Raw genomic sequence first — 22,955 nt, forward strand, 5'->3', positions numbered from 1 at the left:
AAAATTTTTAGCTATTGAAAATGTAGCTTTAGAGAATAACTATTCAATAAAGTTTCTTTGTGGAGTATGGAATCTAAATAGAAGATCATATTACAAATGGTTAAATAAATCATTATCAGCTCGTCAAATTGAAAATGAAATTATTAAAGAAAAAATCTTGGAAATATACCATTCGGTTAATAAAATCTATGGTTTTCGTAGAATGACTATGAACATTAATTTTAGAATGAATAAAAAATATAATTTAAAAAGAATATATAGATTAATGAAATGATGTGTGCCCTCATCAGCGGAAGTGATGATGTTGCTAAATTCTTCGTTCAAAACCTTATTGAAAAGCAGTAACAGAGAGGATTACTATAAAGACAATGAAAATTATGCAAGAATATTAAAACCATTTTCTAAATATAAATAAAATTTAAAATTATTATGGAACGCCGTGTGCGTTGAAAGGGTGTAGAGAACCTCAAAGCCTTAAAAAAGCTGACTTCTGTATAATACAGAAATCAGCTTTGAATATTTAATGTTATTTTTTAAAGGGTCCGTTTTACAGATTTTTTTAATAACTGTCTGCCTAAAATGGATTATACTAAATTAAATTATGAGACATATTATTTTATAAAAATAACCATGATTTATAGTTATATATTGCATAAGCAGTTATAGTGTCGTAATATTTAAAGGTAAAATATAAAAGAACAGCTATAAAAGCTAAACTTCTGAAAAGTTTATTTTCAATTTTTGAGATAATAAAAGGTATAGTTATAAAAACTCCAAGTCTAAAATATTCTAGAAATCTTAAAATAATAGCAAATCTATAAAATGATAAAAATATAAAAAGAGCAAATATATTTAAATTTATAAAAATTGCTTCTTCAGAAGATGCTTTTTTTATAAAAAATAAACTAATGAAAACTAAAATCAAAAGTTCTGAGAACTCATATCTATTTCCATGTTCAACAATTCCAGAATATCTGTTCAAACGTTCACTTAAACCTAAAAACTCAATATTAAGTTTAAAAATATAAAAAGATAAAGGGTTTATAAAAAGAGCAGTTCCAAAAATACATATTAAAGATTTTTTATTTAACTTATAGTTTAAAAGAAAATAAAAAGGATATAAAATAATAGCTGTTTTATGAAAAAAAGTAGCGATTGTAATTAAAGCTATATAAACTAAAAGCTTCTTTTCTATTATAAATTTCAAACTTATCCAAAATATAAGAATAGCAATAAAGTTTCGAAGTATTGTAAAGTTGTGCCAATAATAAAATGTAGAAAGATATATTAAAAATGAAACTGTAGGATTTATACTATATTTGATAAAAAGTTTATAAATCGTATAATTAAATATAAAACTTAAAGTGAGTAAAAAAATATTATAATTGAATCCAAAGAATTTGAAAAAATCTTTTAAAAAAACAAAAAGATGTTCATACCCATAGGGATTTTGAAAATATGGCAAATTATAAAAATACTTATAAACATGATAATCATAGCCACCAACATTAAAACGAGTTCCAGTGTATAAGGTTAAAAGAAAAACAGGGATTAAAAGTAGATTTTTTTCATAAAAATCCTCTGTAAAAACCACACTATAAAAAAGAAAAATTCCAAATATTCCAAAAACAAAAATCATAACTCATCAACTCTACTTTTTAAAACAGTTATAGTTAAAGCACTAAAGAAAGATAAAACGAATCCAGCTAGAAGTATTAAATATCTATTATCAACTACTTCAACTTTGTTAGCTCTAGTTATAATAGGAAAAGTTTTTTTTGGATTTTCTATTAAATTTTGTATTTTTAATATTTCTTCATTTATATTTGTTTCGAGAAGTTTTTCTTTTAAAAAATTTGAATTAATATAAAAAAGATTATCTAAAAAATTATTTATCTCTTTTATAGGTATGTCCTGATTTTGAGATTCACTAATAATAGTGTAGATACCATTACCAGTATTTAAAGATAGCTTTAAAGATTTTCTATCAATAATTAATGATGGAATATGTAAGCCACTGTTACCTGGAATAAAACTTTCATATGTAATAGTTCCATTGCCATCAACTTTAGTAACTTTGTTCATACCTTCAGGCTCTATATATTTAAAAATACCTTTTGCAGAATAAATTATAGGTTTTTGACTATAAGTATAAAAAGTAATAAATATACCTATTGAAAAAAATATGAGAAAAAATTGAAACTTATTTTTTAGTAATTTTAGAAAAAAATATGACATAATTCACCCCACAATAATGTTCTTAATATATTATTACTGAAAAATAAAAAAAAACCTCTAATTAAAGAGGATTTTTTAGTTAAAAGGATACCAAAATTCTTTTAAAATATAGATTTTAAAATATAAAGATATTAAAAAGAGTGAACTCATCAAGATTAAACATAAAAAATCAATTTTTCCGTATTTTTGAGAACTATACCAAGTTCTTTTCTTTTCATTTCCAAATCCTCTTAAATCCATTGCATTTGAAATAACTTCAACTCTGTTAAGTGATGAAATTACAAGTGGAAATAAAATTGTATTGTAATTACGAAGTCTTACAAAAATATTTGCATCTTCTTTTCTAAAAGCTACACCTCTAGCTTCTTGAGCGTGCATTATATTTTTAAATTCATCTCTTACATCTGGAATGTATCGAAGAGCAATATTGATAGCATAAGCTACTTTATAAGATACACCAATTTTATTTAAACTACTAGCAAATTTACTTGGATGAGTAGTAAATATAAACATCATCATTATAGGAAATACAGCAAGATATTTCATAGAAAGAGTAAGAGCAAACCAGATAGTTTCCAATGATAAAGTTATGTTTTTTATGGTTAAAATACTAGTTGTTGTTCCAGTTAATGTAGACCCATATTCAGGTGTAATAAGTATTAAAAATCCAGAGTTCATAATAGTAAACATAATTATAAACAATAACAACGGTTTTATAGATTTAAATGGAATTTTAGCAAAGCTTAATAAAGTCATTCCAACTAAAAAGAAAGCTATAAATACTCTAAGATCATTAAATAAGAAAACTGAAGCTGTCCAAACTAAAAGTAATAAAAACTTAATACTTCCATCCATTTTATGAATTATAGAGTTTTTTTCAATATATAAAGTACCTCCTCTAGACATTATTTAGTACCTCCTATATTTTCAAAATTAATAAAAGAGTTCATTAATTTTTCAGAGTCTAATCCCATTAAATCAGCCATATGAGATAAAGATGTTTCTTTTAAGTTTGATTTTTCCATTAAATCAGTTTTACCTAAAATAACAGATGGTGGATCATTAGCAACAAGAGTTCCATTGCATAAAACAACAGCTCTATTAGCATACTCTAAAGCTAGGTGCATATCGTGTGTTATTAAAATAATTGCGACACCATTTCGAGCAATCTCTTTAACAAATTTCATAAAATCTTTGTATCTTTTATAATCTTGTCCAGCAGTTGGTTCATCTAAAATTAAAACTTCAGGTTGAAGAGCTAAAATAGCAGCAATAGTTAATCGCTTTTTCTGTCCATAACTAAGAGATGTAACTGGCCAATGTCTAAATTCATGTAATCCACAAACCTCTAAAGCTTTTTCAGCTTTTTCAGCATAGTTTTTAACTCCTCTAATTCGAAGCCCAAATTCAACCTCAGCTGCTAGAGTTTCTTGAGTTATCATATGATTTGGATTTTGCATAACAAATCCAATTTTTTCACCTCTTCTTTTAATACTGTCTTTTACAATACTCTTATTGAGTAAAATGATGTCTCCTGAAGTTTCATTTTCAATTCCAGTTATAACTTTACAAAGAGTAGATTTTCCAGCGCCATTGTTTCCAAGTAAAGCTAAAATTTCACCTTTGTTAACAGAAAAGCTGACATCTTTCAATATAGGTTTATCTTCAGTATAAGAGAAAAATAAGTTCTTAACTTCTAAAATTTTTTCTTTAAAGTCAGTTTTTTTAATCTCGATAGAATCACACCAAGTTTTAATTTTTTCTATATTTTCAGAAGTAGCAATTTTTTCAATAGGATATATAGAGTCTTTTTCTAAGTTTATACCAGAATATTTTAAAGCTTCAATAAATAAAGGTTCTCTAAGACCATATTTTCTGAATAGATTTTTTCTGAATAACTCTTCAGGAGTTCCATTAGCAACAACTTCACCTTTATTGATAATAATAACTCTATCAAAATTTTGCTCTAAAACATCTTCAATTCTATGCTCGATAACTATTATTGTTTTTTGAGTAGTTTTTTGTATATCAGAAATTAACTTCATAGCGTGCTTTCCACTATAAGGATCAAGATTAGCTAAGGGTTCATCAAAGAGTAAAATATCAGCAGGACTTCTCATTATACCAGCAAGCGATACAGATTGTTTTTGACCACCTGAAAGTTCTTGTGGGCTATGATTAATAAAAGCTTGCATACCAATAGTAGTAAGAACATCTTTAGTGCTTTTAATCATTATATCTTGGTCTACAAGATTGTTTTCGTCAATAAATGATACATCTTCACCAACACTAAGACCTATAAATTGTCCATCTTGATCTTGTAAAACTGTACCAACATGTTTACTAATTTCAAAAATACTAGTTTCATAAGGTTCAATACCATTTACAGTACAAGTTCCTTTGAAACCTCCCTCTTTTGAAAAGGGAATAATACCGTTTAAACAACTTCCAAGAGTAGATTTACCGCTACCACTTGGCCCAGCAATTAGAACTTTCTCACCTTTTTTAATTTCTAAATTAATGTTTTTTAGATTTGGTTCTGATTGATTCATATACTTAAAAGTAAAATCTTTAAACTCTACTACGTTAATCATTTTTTATTCCTCACTTAATCTTCTATTTTTAAATTTGAGTATTTTCTTTTTCTTGCAGCAATTCCTAAAACAATAGGAATACCAAGACTAGCAGTCACTATAAAGTTTGTAAATGTAGCTAAAGCTATTTGAATTGCAACTTTATGAGCAGGCTCACCATAAAAGTAAACATCTCCGATATATGCAGCTAACCCAGCAGCAACCATTCCTAAAATTGAGTATAGATACATTTTGAATACATGCATCTTAGTAACATTACCAGTTTCTAGAGAGAAACTTTTGTCAAGAGCAATAAATCCACCAAATAAACCTATAACAGCTGATAAGAAAACCCAACTGAACCAAACACTTCCCCACATAATCATATCGTTTAGTGCATGTCCAACAAATCCTACAAAGAATCCAACGACTGGTCCAAATATAGCACCAAAGATTGTTAAAAGAGCAACTGCAATTCTAAACGAAGTATTAGGACCAACAGGGATAGCAACTCCAGAAAGAACACTATAAAGTGCAGCTCCAATACCTATAGCAACAACATTTTTTGTAGAGAAAAGTTCAATTTTTTTTGTATAGTATCTAAAGCCATCTTCTCCAACATATTTTTTAATCATAATTTTTCCGACCTTTCTTTTTTTTGTTGAATAACTATTCACATATATATATAGTATCATATTACCTTTATTTACCAAATAAAAAATAGTATTTTTTTTACTTTTTTTAATAAGTTAAGAAAGTTAGTGAGAAGTTTAACCATATAATTGCTATATTCTTAAAATTATGATTATATATTAGTAAGAAATAATTATATTAAAATAACTCGGGGAGGGTTTTATGGAAAACTTACATAATCCAAGAATTTTTAAAATAAATAGGTTAAGTGCTCATTCAAATCACAAATATTCTGCTGAAAATATAGAATGGAAAAAGTCTTTAAATGGAGTTTGGGATTTTTCTTATTGTGATTCGCCGAATTGGTCAAAGATTAATGTCCCAGGACATATGGAGCTTCAGGGGTATGGAGATCCACAATATGTAAATACAATGTACCCTTGGGATGGAAGAGAAAATTTAGAACCTGGGGAGGTTCCAAAAGAGTTTAATCCATTTGGAATATATAAAAAAGAGTTTAAAGTGCCAAAGGGCTGGAAAAACAAACCAGTTTATATCTCTTTCCAAGGAGTTGAATCATGTTTAGAACTATATTGCAATGGTCAATTTGTAGGATACAGTGAGGATAGTTTTACTCCAAGTGAATTCGATTTATCTCCTTATATAAAGGAAGGTAAAAATGAAATTAAGGCAAAAGTTTATAAGTGGTGTAGTGGAAGTTGGTTAGAAGACCAAGATTTTTGGAGATTAAGTGGTATTTTTAGAGAAGTTTACTTGTACTCAACTCCAAACGTACATCTAAGAGATATGTTTGTAACATCTGAATTTTCGAATGGCTTTAAAAAAGCAACTTTAAAAAATGTTTTAAAGATAGAATCTTTAAAAGAAAGCCTAATAGATATTGAAATGCAATTATTAGATAAAGGTGAAGTCGTTTTAAATTTAGAAGAAAAAGATATAAAAATAAATGAAAATATAAAAATAGATTTAGCACAGAAATTTGAAAATCCAAAATTATGGAGTGCAGAAAAACCAAATCTTTATGAAGTGAAAGTTATCTTAAAAGATAGTAAAACACGAAAAGTGATAGAAGAATCTTCTCAAAAATTTGGATTTAGAAAATTTGAAATAGAAGATAAAATAATGAAAATAAATGGAGAACGTATTGTATTTAAAGGCGTAAATAGACATGAATTTAGTTGTCATAATGGAAGAGTAGTAACAGAAGAGGATATGATTTGGGATATAAAATTCTTAAAAGCCAATAACTTTAATTCTGTTAGAACGTCTCACTATCCAAATATGACTAGATGGTACGAGCTTTGTGATGAGTATGGTTTATATTTAATAGATGAAGTAAATTTAGAAACTCATGGAACTTGGCAAATTTTAGGACAACCATTACCTGAAAAAGTTATACCAAATAATAATCCAGAGTGGTTAGAAAATGTAATGGATAGAACTGAATCTATGTTTGAAAGAGATAAAAATTATTCTTCAATAGTTATTTGGTCTTGTGGAAATGAAGCTTTTGGTGGAGAAAACATCTATAAAATGTCACAGTATTTAAGAGAGGCAGATAAAACAAGAGTTGTTCACTACGAAGGAGTTTTCTGGGATAGAAGATATGACAAAACATCTGATATGGAAAGTAGAATGTATTCTAAAGTACACGAAATTGAAAGATACCTACAAGAAACTCCAGAGAAGCCATTTTTATTGTGTGAATATTCTCATGCAATGGGAAATTCAAATGGAGGATTACATAAATACACAGAGTTAGAAAAGAAATATCCAATGTATCAAGGTGGATTTATTTGGGACTATATAGATCAATCTTTAATAAAGAAAGATCCGTTTGGTAAAGATTATTTAGCTTTTGGTGGAGATTTTGGAGATAGACCAACAGACTACAACTTCTGTGTAAATGGAATAATTTATGGAGATAGAAAAATATCTCCAAAAGTTCAAGAAATTAAACAGTTATTCTCAGATTACAAGATAACCGTAGAAGAAAAAAGTTTTATAATAGATAACAGTAGTTTATTTACAAATACGAATGAATATGATACAAAAATACAACTGTTTAAAAATGGTGTGAATATATTTGAAGAGGTTTTAGAGTGTCCAGTTAAGCCTTTATCAGAGAAAGAGTTTAAATTACAACTTCCTAAAGTTGTAGATTCAGGAGAATATACAATTGAAATTTCTCTACATTTGAAAGATGATAGATTCTATGCTAAAAAAGGACATGAGATATGTTTCGGACAGAAAGTTTATAAAAAAGAGAAGAAAAAATTAGTTGTTTTAAAAGGAAAACCATTGTTTATAAACGGTGGCTTTAATATTGGAATAAAAACCAAGACATCAGAACTTATTTTCTCAAAAGCTTATGGAGGATTAGTATCTTTAAAGCTTTCAGGAAAAGAGTTTGTGAATGGCGTTGTAATGCCTAACTTCTGGAGAGCTTCAACAGACAATGACAGAGGAAATAAGATGCCATTTAGATATGCACAATGGAAGTTAGCTTCAAACTATGCTAAAATGGTTTGTGTTGAAGGAATAGAAAAAGAAAACTCAGTAGAGATTAAGGCAACTTACGAATTACCAACAATACCAGCTACAATTTGTAATTTAAGCTATGAAGGTTTCGAAGATGGAAAGATAAAAGTAACTATGCAATATAATGGAATTGAAGGTTTACCAGAGATGCCTTTATTTGGAATGAGCTATAAGCTTCCAAAAGAGTATAGTGAAGTAAAATGGTATGGTATGGGACCAGAAGAAAACTATATAGATAGAGTTCATGGTGCTAAATTAGGAATATTTAAAAAAAGTGTAGAAGAAAACCTTAGCCAATATGTAATACCACAAGAATGTGGAAATAGAATTGGTACAAGATGGGCAGAGATAACTGATAAAGCTGGATTTGGAATAAAAATATCTGGAGATATTCCATTTGAATTTAGTGCATTGCCTTATACAGTGTCTGAACTTGAAAGTGCAACTCACCACTACGAATTACCAAAATCATATTGCACAGCATTGAATATAAATATGATTCAAATGGGAATAGGTGGAGATGATTCATGGGGAGCTCCAACACACGATGAATACTTAGTTCAGAGTAATAAAAAATATAGTTTTACTTATACTATAGAATCTAATAATAACTAGTTTTAAGCTAGAAGAGTTTTAACTCTTCTAGCTTTTCTTATTTATAAAGGTAATATTGCTAAAAAATATAAATCATGGTATAATAATACATTAAATTTAATAGAATATAAGGAGATAAAAATGACTATAATAGATTTCAAAAATGTATCAAAAACATTTTTTTCACAAAATTTATATAAGAATGTAGACCTAGAAATAAATTCAAGCGATAAAATAGCTCTTGTTGGAAACAATGGAACTGGAAAATCAACTTTAATTAAGTTAATTACAGGAGCAGAGTATCCTGATAGAGGAACTGTAACTAGAGATGAGTCAGCAGTTATAACTTGTTTTGATCAATTTGGAAGAGTTAACTTGGAAAGTAAAGTGCAAGATTTATTAGATTCACCTTTTAAAAGAGTAATGGCAGTTCAAGTAGAGTTAGATGCTATATCAGCTCAATTCACTGGAGATGCTGACAATGATGAAAAAGTAATGGAGCAATATTCGAAGATATCTGATGAATTTGAAAGTTTAGGAGGATATTCATATATCCATATTCAATCAGAATTTATTGATACTTTCGAATTAACTGATAAGTTGGATAAGAAATTCAAAGAACTTAGTGGAGGAGAAAGACAGTATATAAGACTAGCTACAACTCTATTTAGTGAATCTGATTTAATAATTTTAGATGAGCCATTATCTTTCTTTGACAAGAGAAAAACAGCTTGGTTAACAGATTATATAAATGGAAGTCCAAAGGCGTTTTTAGTAATATCTCATAACATTGATTTTATAAAAACTTTCTCAAATAAAATATTTGATATAGATAATTTTGAAGTTGGAGTTTACGAGTGTACTCATCCAAATTTCTTAAAAGAGAAAAAAATTAGAATAGCTGAAAATAAAAAGAAAAATAGAGAAACTGAAGAGGTTATTGGAACAACAGAAGAAGCTGTTGAGAAAAAATTAAAACTTTTAGAAAAATGTAACAATAAACATGCTCATGCTGTTATTTTAAGAAGAATGAGAAAAGAGTTAATAAGACTTCAAAAAGAAAGAATTAAATTCTCGCCAGAATACCAATATGACTATATAGATGCACCAGAAGATGTAATGATTACTGGTAAAAAATCATTTGAAGGTCCAATTGTAGTTTTAAATGATGTTATGAAAGAATATCCTGATAAAGTTTTATTCAAAAATGGAAACTTAGTTGTAGATAGAGATACAAAAATTTGTATTGTTGGAGAAAACGGTTCTGGAAAATCTTCATTATTAAAAATCATAGCTGGATTAGATACTCCTACATCAGGAGAGGTATTCATAAATGAAAAAGCAACAATTGCATTTATTGAGCAAGAAGCAATTTTTCCTAATGAAAACATCTATATATCGCAGTATTTAAAAGATAAAACAGGTCTTTCAGACGAATTTATAGAAGCAGCTATTGATAGTTTATATAACAATGAAATAGAGTTTAGAGATAAAAGAATATTTATGTTATCTGGTGGTGAGAAAAAAAGATTAGAGATATTTACAAATACTCTAATGGAAACAGATTTATTAATAATAGATGAGCCAACAACATATATGGATGATTATTCTAGAACAGCAATAGCAAATATGTTGTTAGATTACCCTGGAGCAGTTATTTTAGTAAGTCATGATAAAGTTTTGATGAGAAGAATTGGATTTGTTACTTATGACATTCGTGATAATAGATTCAGAGTAAAAAACTTCTAAAAAAGTAATTGACAATTTTTAAAAGTTATGGTATTATAACTTTGTCTTGAGGGATCTCTTCAAGACGTTAGCGGGAGTAGCTCAGTTGGTAGAGCGTCAGCCTTCCAAGCTGAATGTCGCGAGTTCGACCCTCGTCTCCCGCTCCAATTTAATATTTTATTATATTGATAAATAACAATTTAATGGGGGTGTAGCTCAGTTGGTTAGAGCGCATGCCTGTCACGCATGAGGTCGCGAGTTCGACCCTCGTCACTCCCGCCATTAAAGAACTTTAAGATGTAGAAATACATCTTTTTTTATTTCTCTTTTCCATCTAAACCACCTATTGACTTTTTGAAATATTGTAGTATAATTTAATAAAGCTGAACAAGGATATAGAAATTCCTTATAAAAATAGAGCGGTGTGCGAACCCTCTATTTTTTTTTATAGAAAAATTGAACTAATTTTCCGCCTAGATTACTTTCTAATTTTTGATTATTTTTTAATTTAAGAAGGTTTCTTATGAAAGGGCTTATAATATTAACTATTAAGCATAGAACTAAAAAAAATATAATTAATAATTTATAATTCATATTTATCAACTCCATATTTTATTTGTAAGGAGGTTGAGGGTGCGACCCCAACCAATATTACTACTTTTTTCTACTATCATACCAAATTATCCATTCTCTAATTTCTTTAGATATTTCTGGAAGTTTCGCTATAAAAGCAACTATCAAAGCTGTTAACAAGGATTATCACCTCCTTACAAATATATTTTATATTGTATAAGATGAAAAATCAAGAAAACATTTGAAGATAGTAAAAAAAATTAAAGTTAACTAATTACTTTTAGTCCTATATTTCCTATCTTCCACCAACAACTATATCACTAATTTTTACACGTGGTTGCCCTACGTTTGCTGGGATACTTCCTGATACAGAACCACACATTCCTTGGCCATGTGCTAAATTATCTCCAACCATTTCTATTTTATGTAAAACTTCTGGTCCATTTCCAATTAGAGTAGCTCCTCTCACAGGTTCAGTTATTTTTCCATTTTCTATTAAATATCCCTCCATAATAGAGAAATTAAAATCACCAGTACTTGGATTAACAGAACCTCCACCCATATATTTAGCATAGATTCCATTTTCTACTCCAGCTAACATATCTTCTAAAGATGATTCTCCATTTAAAATAAATGTATTTGTCATTCTAGAAGTTGGTGCATACTTATATGACTCTCTTCTTGAACTTCCAGTACTTTCAGCACCCATTCTTTTTCCGTTTAATTTATCAACCATATATCCTTTTAAAATTCCATTTTCTATAAGTAAATTTCTTTTTGTAGGAGTTCCTTCATCATCTATATTTGAAGATCCCCATTCATTTATTAAAGTTCCATCATCAACAGCTGAAACACAGCTACTTGCAACTTTTTCTCCAATTTTTCCAGAGAATACAGAGAGCCCTTTTGCAACACTTGTAGCTTCAAGACCATGTCCACAAGCTTCATGGAAAATAACTCCTCCAAACTCATTTTCAATAATTACAGGCATCTTTCCACTCGGTGCATATTTAGCTTTTAACATAGTTTTGGCTATTCTAGAGGCTTCTCTAGCATACTCTTTTACATCTATCTCTTTAAAGAATTCAAATCCTTTTCCAGACCCAGGTCTATATGAACCTGTTTGCATATCATTCATATCAGAGGCGATACTTTCTATTCCTAATCTACTTCTAGTTCTACTATCTTCAGCCCAAACTCCTTCTGAATTAGCAACTAAAATATTTTGAGTTGAATCACCATAATTTATTCTAACTTGGCTTATACACTCGTCATAGTTTTTTGCAGCTAAATAAGCATCTTTCATAACCATAATTTTATCATCTTTTAAAACACTCCCAGGAGCCAGTAGAATTTTATGTTTGTTCTCAATTTCTTGCTTAACAAGGTTTATAACAATATCTTCTCGAGTTCCTTTTATAGCTTTTGCAGCTTTCTGAGCTGTTTTTAATAAGTTTTCTCTATTCATATCATTTGTATAAGCATAAACAGAAAATAAACCTTTAAATATTCTTATTCCAACTCCAAAGTCTTTTCCTGATATAGCACTTTCTACTTTTCCATCAACTAAGTAAAAAGAATCACCTGTTTTATCTTCTACAAAAACTTCTGCAAAATCTCCACCAGTACAAAGTGCTTCGTTTAATATATCTTCAACTAAAACTTTATCAATCATAATCACAACTCCTTTTCTCTTTTTCAATAGAGTATACCATATGATTTTTTTTTTAGAAAGAGCATTAATTTTGAAATTGGTTCTTTATATTTTTAGTATTAAGAGGTATAATTCTATTAATTACTATTTTGGAGGAAAAAATGAACATAAAGTTATTTATAGATAAAGTTTTTAAAGCTGCTGAAGAGTTAAAATTAGAAGAATTTGAAATTTATTTTACATCTTCAGAAAGTGAAAGTATTAAAGTTTTTAAAGGAGACGTTGATACATATAGTAACTCTCAGAATATGGGAATATCTTTTAGAACTAAAGTTGATGGGAAAATGGGTTATTCATATACTGAATCTTTAGAAAGTTTAGATGTTTTACCTCTAATTGAAAGAGCTATTTCAAATGGAAAAATAATTGAAAATTTAGATGTTATTGAAACTTATGGTGAAAAAAAAGAATACCATAAAGTTAACTCTTTTAGTCCTAACCTAGAAAATATTGCTGTTGAAGATAAAATTGAATTTCTTTTAACTGCTGAAAAAACAGCTTTAGAGATGGATTCTAGAGTTAAAAGTGTTAATTACTGTGTTATGGGAAGTGGTGAAGGAGAAAATATAATTAAAAATTCAAAAGGATTGGATTTATATCACAAATCTAACTCTATTTATGCATATATAGCTGTTGTTGTTCAAGATGGTGAATGTATCAAAAATGATTCTGCATATATTGTTGCAAAAGATTTTTCAGAGATGAATCCAGTTAAATTAGCAACAGAAGCTGTGAATAAAGCTTTAAGTAAATTAAACTCTATCTCTATTGAGAGTAAATCATATGATGTTATTATCCAGAATGATACTTTTGCTGATTTGTTAGGTTCTATGAGTGGAATTTTTTCTGCTGAAGCTGTTCAAAAAGGTGTTTCAAAATTTAAAAATAAATTAGGGTTAAGAGTAGGAAACTCTTTAGTAACTATAATTGACAATCCACATTTAGAAAATGGATATGGTAGTGCTTCATTTGATGCTGAAGGAGTACCTACAAAGCCTAAAAATCTTATTGAGAATGGTATTTTAAAAACATACTTATATAATTTAAAAACAGCAAAAAAAGATGGTGTAGAGAGTACAGGAAATGCTGCAAAAGGTGGGTATAAAGGTACAATGGGTATTTCATCTTTCAATCTATACTTAGAGAAAGGAGATGAAAGTTTTGAAACTCTACTTAATAGAATTGAAAACGGTATTTTAATAACTGGTTTCTCTGGTTTGCATTCTGGTTTAAACTCTATATCTGGTGATTTCTCTTTAGCAACTGAGGGATTCTTAATCAAAAATGGTAAAGTGGAAAAGCCTTTAAATCAGATAACTGCTGCAGGAAATTTCTTTGATTTATTGAATAATATAGAATGTATTGGAGACGATTTGAAATTTAACCTGTCTGGTGTAGGTTCACCGTCGTTAATTGTTAAAAATATAAGTATTTCATCATAATATAGTTTATTGGAGGAAATTTTATGAATAAAATTAATAATATTGATGCACTAATTCTTGCTGGTGGACAAAGTTCTAGAATGAACTTTTCTGATAAAGCTTTACTAAAATTCGATAAAAATCGAACTTTTTTAGATAAAATTAGCAGTGAATTAGAAGATTTTGAAAATCTTATGGTATCTGTTAACAAAAATCAAAACTTTCTTATACCTAGAGGAGTTATTGTAACTGACCTTATTGAAAATGCAGGCCCTATAGAAGGTATTTATAGAGGACTATTAAATTCAAAATCAGATTCTATTTTTGTAACAACTTGTGATATGCCAAATATTACTAAAGAATTTATTGAGTTTATGTTAAAATTTAATTCAAAAAATTATGATGCTGTTATTGTCAGAGATAAAAATGGAAAAACTTATCCTCTTTTTGGAATATATAATAAAAGTGCTTTAAGTACTATAGAAGGTTTTGTTATAGATAAAAATTATAGAATGCAAGAGGTTCTTACTGAGTTAAATGTCCAGTATATATCTTTAGAGAATACAAGTTTTAATTCACACAAACTACTAAAAAGTATTGATACTATAGAAGAATTAAAGATGAACTCTTTATTTGTAGAGAACACTGCATTTGTTAATATCTATTCTGATGAAGGTTTAGATTCTAAAATGTTGTTTCAAAGTCTCGTGAAAAACTTTAAGGATGCTGGATTTAAAGTGCATCTTTTAGAATATGCTTCTCAGTATAATTTGGAAGTTTCAATAAAAGAGTTTGATATTATTTTACTTGAGAATTGGGATCCAGATTGTTTTTCTAAAGTTAAAGTTTCAAAAGATACCCTTTCTACTTTCAAAGAAATCTTGAAAATAACAGGTCTATGAAAAAAGCTGGTTCTCAAATTTTGAGAACCAGCTTGCTTTTTTTAAGACCATTTTTTTCATTTCTAAAATCTTATCATCATATACTTCTAAAATTATCATAATATATTAACTATTTTATTATTTATAAGGAAAATGTAAACTTTTTAAATATATATAATGTAAATAGACTTAAAAAATAATATGTTTCAAACTAACTTACATGTTAGTTGACTATGTTATTATTTTCACTAACATATACTTGGAAGTAACTAGTTTTAAAAGAGTTATGTAAAATTTAATTTATAAAAAACTAAAAAAACTATCTATTCTGTTAACTTTAAAGTCAGTTATTAAACTATTGTATCATTTATGATATAATATATACTGAAATTTTATAGTTTTTTTGACTATTTTATGAGAAGTTTGAAAGGGGCGATTATGAGCTATAATTTTGATAATACTATAAGTTTTTTAATAACAAAGCGGAAATGGGCTCTTATTATTATCTGGCATTTAAGAGTTGAGAGTAAAAGGTTTAAAGATATAAAATTAAAAATACCTTCTTGTAGTGAAAAAGTTTTGAATGAAACACTTAAAGAATTACAAGAGTTAAAGCTTGTTTCAAAAAAAAAGTTTGAAATATATCCAAAATATTCTGAATACCGTCTTACGAAATTAGGGTATGCAACAATTCCAATTATTTTAGAAATTATTGATTTTGAAAGTTTTTATTCTTCAAATAAAGAAAATACTTAAATACGGAGTTAGGTTTTTATTGGGGTGAATTAATGAAAATGATAAGGTTAGAAAAAGGTGAATCTTTTTACATAGAAAATAAATGTTATGTTATCTTAGAAGGAAGAGGAATAGTGAAATATATATTACCAGATGGAAAAGTAATAGTAAATGAATGTATTCTTGAAAAAAACAACATAGCTTATAATCTATTAAATTTAAATTTAGATTTAATAAATAAAACTCTTTTATTCAAAGAAGCCGAGGGGTTATTTAAAGCTTTTGAAGAAACTTTAGTTCAAGAAGTTGAAATAAATTACGATTTAAAAAAGAAATTGTATAATCAGCTTATAGAGTCGTATATATTAAAGGAAATGAATTTAATGATGACGAGTGTAGAATATGTGTTGTTTACTTTAAAAAAATATTCGAAAAATAAGTATGTTTGCAAAGAGGTAATTTCTTATGATGATTTTAACTTAAGTAGAAGTCAGTTTTATTTAGTTTTACAGAAATTAAAAAAAAATAGATATCTTATTGAGAGAGAAAATGGATATATTTTAGTAAAAAATCCTAAATAGGATTGTATTAAAGCAGATTTTGAAATATCATTTAGTTGGAAGTTAAGTCCCCTTAGGCTAATTTCCTAAATAGAGATCATGTCCCCCCAGACTGATTTCCAAATGGTGAGGGCAGGTACACTTGAAGAAAATAAGTTGTACTTGCCTTTTTATTTAAGACTAAATAGAAATATTTAGAGAAATTTGTAAAATTAGTAAGAACTACAGAATCTTGTAAAGAATAAGGAGATGGAGATGTTGCTAAAAGAGTATAGATTAAAGCAACAGAAAGTTTGAAAAATACTAAAATTGTAAAAAAAATTTTATTTTTATTAATTAATTTTCATATTTTTGCAGATAAGTATATTCCTAAAAATCAATTTGAAAGCGATTACTTAAATAATTTAAAAAAAGAACAAATATCAATAGGACTTGTTAAAAATCATGACTTTCTAGGTGAAAGTAAAAATGGAGATTCTATAAATAGTTTAATTAAAGAGATGTTTTTAGAGTATTTAGATTTAAATGTTATTTTTATTGAAAAAGAATATAGTGAATTACAAGAACTATTAGAAGTTCAAAAAATTCAAGGAATTGCTTTAATCAATAGGGAGAAATTAGTTAGAGAAAAACTAAATTTAACAAATCCAATTTTTTCTAGAGATATTTATATAGCTTCTTCAAATAAAATTCTTTCTGGAATAAAAACTTTAAATAACAAAAAAATTTATTATGAAAAAGATAACTTTTGTTTAAAATTTTTTGATCATCAAATGCAAATATACAATATTGATGTAGAAATGATTGAAGTAGATTCAATTAATAATTATAAAAATCAGTTGATTTTAACAACAGTTCCAGAATATTATAATTTAACAAATTATTTATCAATTACAAGAAGTGCAGGATATACATTAGGGATGATAGATTCATATTCAAAATTAGTTAATATTTTAGATAGTAGTCTTAATCAAAAGTATCGTAAAAAAATAAATATTTTAGAAGAAAAAATTCGAAAAGAGTATTCTAAAAATAATTTTTTGAACTCTTTAACAAATTCTGAAAAAATGTATTTAAAAAAATTAAAAACTTTAAATACAAGCTATGATAATGATGTAGGAATAATGTCATATTGGTCAAATTACAAAAAAGAATATAAAGGAGTAGTTCCACTATTATTAAAAGGAATAAGTGAAGCTTTAAATATTGAAATTAAAACTCATAAATTTGAAAAGAAAGATAGAATAAACGCCTTAAAAAATGGAAATTTAGATTTTATAATATTGTCAAAAACAGGAGAAAAAAGTAATAAATTTATATTTTCTAATAAAATATCTGAAATAGCTACATATGTTGTTAATTTAAGGGATAATATAAGTCAACAAAGAAGAGTAGGAGTTTTAAAATATAATATTGGAGAAGAAATGGTAAATTTTTACGATATTCCTGAGAATATAAACATCTATCCAAATTATAGAATTTTAAGAGAAGCTTTAGATAGTAGAAAAATTGAATATATATTGACTACAGATATAAGTAATTTTAATTTCGAAACTTATAAAATTAGAATATTTCAAAATGTTCCAATTAATTTAGGTTTGAATAAAAATAATATCTTGTTAAAAGAAATTATAGATAAGGCTTTGTTATACTTAGTTGATATTGAAATACTAAAAAAACAAAGTTTGTTAGAACAAGAAGAAGAAGAATTATTTAAAAGAAAAGTTTTATTTGAGGAGAAAAAAACATTAATCATACTATTATTGATATTACTTGCTTTTATATTTTATGTATTATCAAAGATTAAAAAAGAAAGAAAAATAACGAGTAAACTGTCAAAAGATGAATTGACAGGACTTTTAGGTAGAGAAAAATTTAATAGTTTTTGTTTTAAAAATATAGAAAAAAATGGATTTGGATTTGTAATTGATTTAAAAAATATTTGTAAATATGAATATATTTTTAGAATATCAGGAGATGAATTCTATGGTTTTTTAGAATCAGAATTAGAAGAAACAATTTCTAAATTTAAAAAATATAAAGAACACTGTCCTTTAATGATTGAAAATAATGTTTCGTTTTCTTTAGGATTATGTAAAATAAAAACTGGAGAATCTTTAAAAGATAAATTTAGATATGCAGATTTAATAATGCTTCAAAATAAAAAGAAATATGAATTTAGTTATGGAGTTGTAAATTCAGAGTTTATTTTATCAAAAGAAAAAGAAGAAAAAATCATACAAGAGTTAAAAAGTAACTTAGAAAATTTCTATGCAGTATATCAACCTAAATTCTCTATAACAGATAATAAAATAATTGGAGCAGAAGCTTTAGCTAGGTATTATTCATCTAAATTTGGAAATATTTATCCAGATGAATTTATCGGAATTGCAGAAAAACATAAAATGATTCACAAGGTTGATTATATAATTGCAGAAAAAAGTATAGCTTACTTAAAGGCTAAAATCACCGAAGGAAAGTTACCAAAAGATTTTAAAATTTCTTTTAATTTATCTGTCCAAACTTTTGAAAGAGAAGATGTTGTACAAGTTTTAAAAGGATTATTACAAAAGTATAAAATTACAGAAAAAAATTTCGAAATTGAAATTACAGAATCTCTTTTTATAGTTAAAGCAAATTATTTAGTTAAAAAATTAGAAGAACTAAAAAAAATAGGTTTTTCTATATCTTTGGACGATTTTACAGCAGGTCATTCAACACCATCTCTTTTGTCAATACTTCCAATAGATACTATAAAATTTGATAAATCTCTTTTGGACCCTATTGAAGAAAATTGCAAAGATAAAAAATCTATGAAAGTTTACCATACATTAACGTGTTTAATTAGAGAACTAGAAATGGAAATAATTTCTGAAGGAGTAGAAACACTTGATCAACTTAGATATGTACATTCTTTAGGTATTGAATATATTCAAGGTTATTTTATAAGTAAACCAGTTGGTGAGGATGAATTAGATTTTGTGGTAAGTAATCATGGAGGTAAAGATGGAAATGTTAGAAAAGGATAAGTTTTGTAGAGAAAAAATTAGAATAGAAAACATTGAGCATCGTTTGTATCAAATTGCTCGAAAGGGAAAATATTTTTTAAAGGATATTGTATTGGTAAAAAATATAGATATTTTAAAGTGTAGTTTTGATGAATATCATATTCTTTTAAAAAAGTATGGAATTGAAGCTGAAATAGATGATTACAACTTAGGTTGGACTACAATTATACAAGGATACAATATATTAGATGAATATAGCTATATTCTTACTAAATATACTGTGAGTTGGGATATTAAATTTTTAGTAGGGCTAAAGCGAAGTATTCATGAAGAAAATTGTGGGTGGGAATTATATATAGAAGATATTGAAACAAACTTTCATACTTGGGTTTATGCTCAACTAGAAAAAAATGATTTAGAAATATGTCAAAACTACACTATTAGTGTTGATAATTTAGATGTTCCAAAAGAAATTTATATTTATACCAATAATAAACAAATACTTATTATTGAATATGTTGATTAGTGTAAACTATACACTGTTAAGTAGATAGTTTAAATAATATAAAATCTAAGCAGCTTGAGGCCCATATTCTAAAGGGCTTAAGCTGCTTATTTTTTTATAATTCTTCAAAAAATATAAATTACAGGATGAAAAGAACGGATATAAAACAAAAAGATTCAAAATAATTCTAAAAATAATTAAAATAAAGTTTGACATTTTAAAAAATAAGGAGTATAACATTAGCATGAAGAAATTAATTAATTCTGTTAACTAATTAAATTAAAAATAAATCGGAGGTCAAAATGAAGTATTTTTTAGACAGTGCAAAATTAAACGAGATTGAGTATGCTTATGAGAATTATGGAATTGATGGAGTGACAACAAACCCAAGACATATTATGTTAAGTGGAAAACCATTCTTAAAAGTAATCGAAGATTTAGCTCAATGGGTAAAAGAAAAGGATATTGTAGGATATGAGAAGTTCCCAATTTCAGTTGAAATTAATCCTAATTTAACTAAATGGGAAGACATGGTAGAAGAGGGGCAAAAAATAGCTGCTTACTCACCTAACTTCATTATCAAAATTCCTTGTATTGAGCAAGGTTTAATAGCTGCAAGAAAGTTAGAAGCAAAAGGAGTTAGAACAAACGTAACATTAGTATTCTCAGCTTCACAAGCTTTACCAGTTGGAAAATTAGGAGCGAAATTTGTATCTCCATTCGTTGGATGGAAAGAGAATTCAGGAGAAGATACAGCTCAATATATTCAAGATATAATTGATATCTACGCAATTCATGAGTTTAATACAGAAGTTATTGTTGCTGCATTAAGAAACGGAAAACAGATTGCAGATGCTGCAAAAGCTGGAGCACATATAGTAACTTGTGGTTTAGATGTTTATAAAGCTAGTTTCGAGCATCCGTTCACAGAGTATGGATTAGGTGTATTCAGAAAAGCTTGGGATGAAACAGCAAAATAAATTTACTACTTTTACAAAATGGAGGATATGAAATGAGAATAGGTTTTATAGGTCTTGGATTAATGGGAGAACCAATGAGTTCTAACATTGTAAAAAAATTACAAAATGAAGTTTTAGTATTTGATATAGATCCAGCAAAAGTAAAAAAAATGGAGCAACTTGGAGCAATAGGAGCAAGTTCAATAAAAGAGATTGGACAAAAAGCTGATGTAGTTATTTCAATGGTTCCAAAAAGTGAGCATGTTCAAAGTGTTTATAAAGAACTTTTAGAAGTAGCTAAACAAAATCAAATATTCATAGATATGAGTACAATTGATCCTAAAGTTTCAGCTCAATTAGCTGAACAAATACAAGCAAAAGGTGCAACAATGTTAGATGCTCCAGTTGTAAAATCTGTACCAGCAGCAGTATCTGGTGGTTTAGGAATTTACGTTGGTGGAGATATTAAAGCATATGAATCTATAAAGTTTATTCTAGAATGTATGGGTAATAACATTATTCACTTAGGAGCAAATGGAAGTGGATTAGTTATGAAACTTTGCCATAACACGTTAGTTTCTCAAATCCAAAATGGAGTGAATGAAATGATAACTCTTTCTCAAAAAAATGGAATCCCAACAGAAGATTTTATTAAAGCTATATCATACGGTGGAGGACAAAACTTCTATTTAGATGGAAAAGGTTCTTCAATCATGAACAATAACTTTGCTACAGCTTTCTCGGTTGAAAACATGCATAAAGATGTACATTTAACTGGAAACTTATTAGATGAGTTAGGTTTAAACCTTCCAGGAGTTAAAGTTGTTCAAGGCGTTTATGATGAAGCTATCAACAGAGGATACGGAAAAGAAGATTTCTGTGCAACAATTAAAGTTGTAAGAGGCTAGGGAGGAAAGATGTCATTTAAAGTTGCTTATATACCTATAGGAGTACCTACTTTCCACTTGGAAAGTGCTCAAGATCAATTCCAAAAATCAGTTAAAATGATAGAGGGATTAACAAATAATGGAGTTTATCCAGATGCTCCTCTATTATCAATAGATGATTTAAAAAAATATCTTCATGGATTAAATCCAGATTTAATAATTTTACAAAACACTACATTTGCTAACTCTGCATATGCCAGTGAAGTTTTAAAAAGATTTAACTGCCCAATTCTATTATGGACTTTAAGAGAGCCTATTATAGATGGTGGAAGACTTAGATTAAACTCTTTAACTGGAGCTTACTCTGCTGGAAATCTTTTCCATCACTTAGGAAGAGAAAAATTCGGTTATGTATTTGGAAGCCCATCTGAAGAAGAGGTTATTTCTACAACAAAAGCTTATATAGAAGCTGCTAAATTAAAAAAATCATTAAAAAGTTTAAACATGGCAAGTATTGGTCATACTCCACAAGGGTTCGGATTTGGAAGAGCTTTAGATTCAGAGCTATTAAAAAACTTTGGAATAAACCTTTTATCTGTTGAAGCTAGAGAGTTAATGACTAAAGCTAAAGAATTAAAAGATGAAGATATAGAGATTGTTTTAGAAGAAGCAAAGCAAAAAATGGTAGGGTTAATGGAAATACCAGAAAAAAATGTAAAAGATTTTGCTAGAATATATAAAGCATACAAAGACTTTATTGAAACTAACAATGTAAAAGCAATAGCTTCAAGATGTTGGCCAGATTTCTTTATAGAGTTTAAAACTCCAGTTTGTGGAGCTTTAGGATTACTAAATGATAATTTGATTGCAGCAGCTTGTGAATCAGATTTAATGGGTGCTCTATCTATGTATATGGGCGTAGAGTTAACTAAAAGTGCAGTCTTCTTTGGAGATCCAGTTTCTTTAGATGAAGTTAAAAATACTATTACATTCTGGCATTGTGGAATGGCGGCTTGTTCTTTAGCTAACAAAACTAAAGGAGCCGAAACAGGTGTTCATCCAAATAGAAAAATTGGACCAACAATGGAATTTGGATGTAAAGGAGCAGAATCTGTAACTATATTTAGAGTAGGAAGAAAACCAAATGGTGAATTCAGATTCTTTATTGCTTTAGGAGAAGCATTAGATGAACCAAAACAATTCTTGGGAGCTTCGGTAGTTGTAAAAACTGAATCAAAATCTCTTGAATTAGTTAAAAAAAGTGTAAAAGATGGTTGGGAACCACACTTCGTAGTTATTTATGGTGATGTAGCTAAAGAGTTAGAAGTTTTAGGAGAACTTTTAGGTTTAGAAGTGTGCAGATATTAAATGAAAATTGGAGGGT

18 protein-coding genes and 2 tRNA genes are annotated in these 22,955 nt (G+C 27.6%); 14 read left to right on the top strand and 6 right to left on the bottom strand.

What is annotated here, in order from left to right:
* Window positions 1–274: IS3 family transposase (locus tag ACRCZX_RS00670; protein ID WP_438581027.1), on the top strand; the 274-nt coding region annotated here is incomplete at its 5' end.
* A 342-nt stretch (window positions 275–616) separates the two neighbouring features.
* On the opposite strand, the gene ACRCZX_RS00675 is transcribed toward ACRCZX_RS00670, so the two are convergent.
* The 5 genes from ACRCZX_RS00675 to ACRCZX_RS00695 all read right to left on the bottom strand — a co-directional run bounded on the left by ACRCZX_RS00675 (window position 617) and on the right by ACRCZX_RS00695 (window position 5,446).
* Complete coding sequence (locus tag ACRCZX_RS00675; protein WP_438581028.1) at window positions 617–1,639, bottom strand: EpsG family protein; 1,023 nt, start codon at window positions 1,637–1,639, stop codon at window positions 617–619.
* The gene (locus ACRCZX_RS00680; protein ID WP_438581029.1) at window positions 1,636–2,238 is read right to left on the bottom strand and encodes a hypothetical protein; all 603 of its coding nucleotides are present in this window, start codon (window positions 2,236–2,238) and stop codon (window positions 1,636–1,638) included. The genes ACRCZX_RS00675 and ACRCZX_RS00680 overlap by 4 nt, the downstream gene beginning before the upstream one ends.
* A gap of 75 nt (window positions 2,239–2,313) precedes the next feature.
* Window positions 2,314–3,144: an energy-coupling factor transporter transmembrane component T family protein gene (locus ACRCZX_RS00685; protein WP_438581030.1), complete on the bottom strand. Its 831-nt coding sequence runs from the start codon at window positions 3,142–3,144 to the stop codon at window positions 2,314–2,316.
* Window positions 3,144–4,832, bottom strand: coding sequence for an ABC transporter ATP-binding protein (locus tag ACRCZX_RS00690; RefSeq protein ID WP_438581031.1), 1,689 nt, complete (start codon window positions 4,830–4,832; stop codon window positions 3,144–3,146). The genes ACRCZX_RS00685 and ACRCZX_RS00690 overlap by 1 nt, the downstream gene beginning before the upstream one ends.
* Window positions 4,833–4,846: 14 nt before the next feature.
* On the bottom strand, window positions 4,847–5,446 hold the full coding sequence (locus ACRCZX_RS00695; RefSeq protein WP_438581032.1) for an ECF-type riboflavin transporter substrate-binding protein: 600 nt from the start codon (window positions 5,444–5,446) through the stop codon (window positions 4,847–4,849).
* A gap of 220 nt (window positions 5,447–5,666) precedes the next feature.
* Here ACRCZX_RS00695 and ACRCZX_RS00700 point away from each other — a divergent pair, with 220 nt between their 5' ends.
* The 4 genes from ACRCZX_RS00700 to ACRCZX_RS00715 all read left to right on the top strand — a co-directional run bounded on the left by ACRCZX_RS00700 (window position 5,667) and on the right by ACRCZX_RS00715 (window position 10,610).
* Window positions 5,667–8,621 (top strand): glycoside hydrolase family 2 TIM barrel-domain containing protein, encoded by a 2,955-nt coding sequence (locus tag ACRCZX_RS00700; protein WP_438581033.1) that lies wholly within the window; start codon window positions 5,667–5,669, stop codon window positions 8,619–8,621.
* Between the two features lie 120 nt (window positions 8,622–8,741).
* Window positions 8,742–10,349: an ATP-binding cassette domain-containing protein gene (locus ACRCZX_RS00705; RefSeq protein WP_438581034.1), complete on the top strand. Its 1,608-nt coding sequence runs from the start codon at window positions 8,742–8,744 to the stop codon at window positions 10,347–10,349.
* 70 nt (window positions 10,350–10,419) lie between these two features.
* A tRNA-Gly gene (locus ACRCZX_RS00710) sits at window positions 10,420–10,495 on the top strand.
* 38 nt (window positions 10,496–10,533) lie between these two features.
* A tRNA-Asp gene (locus ACRCZX_RS00715) sits at window positions 10,534–10,610 on the top strand.
* Between the two features lie 586 nt (window positions 10,611–11,196).
* On the opposite strand, the gene ACRCZX_RS00720 is transcribed toward ACRCZX_RS00715, so the two are convergent.
* A complete protein-coding gene (locus ACRCZX_RS00720) occupies window positions 11,197–12,576 on the bottom strand; it encodes a TldD/PmbA family protein (protein WP_438581035.1) in 1,380 nt (459 codons plus the stop codon).
* A gap of 140 nt (window positions 12,577–12,716) precedes the next feature.
* Here ACRCZX_RS00720 and ACRCZX_RS00725 point away from each other — a divergent pair, with 140 nt between their 5' ends.
* The 9 genes from ACRCZX_RS00725 (at window position 12,717) to ACRCZX_RS00765 (ending at window position 22,939) form a co-directional block, all read left to right on the top strand.
* Complete coding sequence (locus ACRCZX_RS00725; RefSeq protein WP_438581036.1) at window positions 12,717–14,057, top strand: TldD/PmbA family protein; 1,341 nt, start codon at window positions 12,717–12,719, stop codon at window positions 14,055–14,057.
* A 23-nt stretch (window positions 14,058–14,080) separates the two neighbouring features.
* Complete coding sequence (locus ACRCZX_RS00730) at window positions 14,081–14,938, top strand: molybdenum cofactor guanylyltransferase (protein ID WP_438581037.1); 858 nt, start codon at window positions 14,081–14,083, stop codon at window positions 14,936–14,938.
* Between the two features lie 417 nt (window positions 14,939–15,355).
* Window positions 15,356–15,673: a winged helix-turn-helix transcriptional regulator gene (locus tag ACRCZX_RS00735; RefSeq protein WP_438581038.1), complete on the top strand. Its 318-nt coding sequence runs from the start codon at window positions 15,356–15,358 to the stop codon at window positions 15,671–15,673.
* A 32-nt stretch (window positions 15,674–15,705) separates the two neighbouring features.
* Window positions 15,706–16,233 (top strand): hypothetical protein, encoded by a 528-nt coding sequence (locus tag ACRCZX_RS00740; protein WP_438581039.1) that lies wholly within the window; start codon window positions 15,706–15,708, stop codon window positions 16,231–16,233.
* Window positions 16,234–16,505: 272 nt separating this feature from the next.
* On the top strand, window positions 16,506–19,241 hold the full coding sequence (locus ACRCZX_RS00745; RefSeq protein ID WP_438581040.1) for an EAL domain-containing protein: 2,736 nt from the start codon (window positions 16,506–16,508) through the stop codon (window positions 19,239–19,241).
* Complete coding sequence (locus tag ACRCZX_RS00750; RefSeq protein WP_438581041.1) at window positions 19,219–19,746, top strand: hypothetical protein; 528 nt, start codon at window positions 19,219–19,221, stop codon at window positions 19,744–19,746. Before ACRCZX_RS00745 ends, ACRCZX_RS00750 begins: the two co-directional genes overlap by 23 nt.
* Before the next feature lie 281 nt (window positions 19,747–20,027).
* Window positions 20,028–20,705 (top strand): transaldolase family protein, encoded by a 678-nt coding sequence (locus ACRCZX_RS00755; protein WP_438581042.1) that lies wholly within the window; start codon window positions 20,028–20,030, stop codon window positions 20,703–20,705.
* Window positions 20,706–20,737: 32 nt separating this feature from the next.
* Window positions 20,738–21,592, top strand: coding sequence for an NAD(P)-dependent oxidoreductase (locus tag ACRCZX_RS00760; RefSeq protein WP_438581043.1), 855 nt, complete (start codon window positions 20,738–20,740; stop codon window positions 21,590–21,592).
* A gap of 9 nt (window positions 21,593–21,601) precedes the next feature.
* On the top strand, window positions 21,602–22,939 hold the full coding sequence (locus tag ACRCZX_RS00765) for a hypothetical protein (RefSeq protein ID WP_438581044.1): 1,338 nt from the start codon (window positions 21,602–21,604) through the stop codon (window positions 22,937–22,939).
* Window positions 22,940–22,955: the final 16 nt, after the last annotated feature.

Source organism: Cetobacterium sp. (genome assembly GCF_051658645.1).
GTDB lineage: Bacteria > Fusobacteriota > Fusobacteriia > Fusobacteriales > Fusobacteriaceae > Cetobacterium_A.

Bases quoted from the DNA above. Each gene is read 5' to 3' on its own strand.
- ACRCZX_RS00675 (WP_438581028.1), bottom strand. From the start codon at position 1,639: ATGATTTTTGTTTTTGGAATATTTGGAATTTTTCTTTTTTATAGTGTG.
- ACRCZX_RS00680 (WP_438581029.1), bottom strand. From the start codon at position 2,238: ATGTCATATTTTTTTCTAAAATTACTAAAAAATAAGTTTCAATTTTTT.
- ACRCZX_RS00685 (WP_438581030.1), bottom strand. From the start codon at position 3,144: ATGTCTAGAGGAGGTACTTTATATATTGAAAAAAACTCTATAATTCAT.
- ACRCZX_RS00690 (WP_438581031.1), bottom strand. From the start codon at position 4,832: ATGATTAACGTAGTAGAGTTTAAAGATTTTACTTTTAAGTATATGAAT.
- ACRCZX_RS00695 (WP_438581032.1), bottom strand. From the start codon at position 5,446: ATGATTAAAAAATATGTTGGAGAAGATGGCTTTAGATACTATACAAAA.
- ACRCZX_RS00700 (WP_438581033.1), top strand. From the start codon at position 5,667: ATGGAAAACTTACATAATCCAAGAATTTTTAAAATAAATAGGTTAAGT.
- ACRCZX_RS00705 (WP_438581034.1), top strand. From the start codon at position 8,742: ATGACTATAATAGATTTCAAAAATGTATCAAAAACATTTTTTTCACAA.
- ACRCZX_RS00720 (WP_438581035.1), bottom strand. From the start codon at position 12,576: ATGATTGATAAAGTTTTAGTTGAAGATATATTAAACGAAGCACTTTGT.
- ACRCZX_RS00725 (WP_438581036.1), top strand. From the start codon at position 12,717: ATGAACATAAAGTTATTTATAGATAAAGTTTTTAAAGCTGCTGAAGAG.
- ACRCZX_RS00730 (WP_438581037.1), top strand. From the start codon at position 14,081: ATGAATAAAATTAATAATATTGATGCACTAATTCTTGCTGGTGGACAA.
- ACRCZX_RS00735 (WP_438581038.1), top strand. From the start codon at position 15,356: ATGAGCTATAATTTTGATAATACTATAAGTTTTTTAATAACAAAGCGG.
- ACRCZX_RS00740 (WP_438581039.1), top strand. From the start codon at position 15,706: ATGAAAATGATAAGGTTAGAAAAAGGTGAATCTTTTTACATAGAAAAT.
- ACRCZX_RS00750 (WP_438581041.1), top strand. From the start codon at position 19,219: ATGGAAATGTTAGAAAAGGATAAGTTTTGTAGAGAAAAAATTAGAATA.
- ACRCZX_RS00755 (WP_438581042.1), top strand. From the start codon at position 20,028: ATGAAGTATTTTTTAGACAGTGCAAAATTAAACGAGATTGAGTATGCT.
- ACRCZX_RS00760 (WP_438581043.1), top strand. From the start codon at position 20,738: ATGAGAATAGGTTTTATAGGTCTTGGATTAATGGGAGAACCAATGAGT.
- ACRCZX_RS00765 (WP_438581044.1), top strand. From the start codon at position 21,602: ATGTCATTTAAAGTTGCTTATATACCTATAGGAGTACCTACTTTCCAC.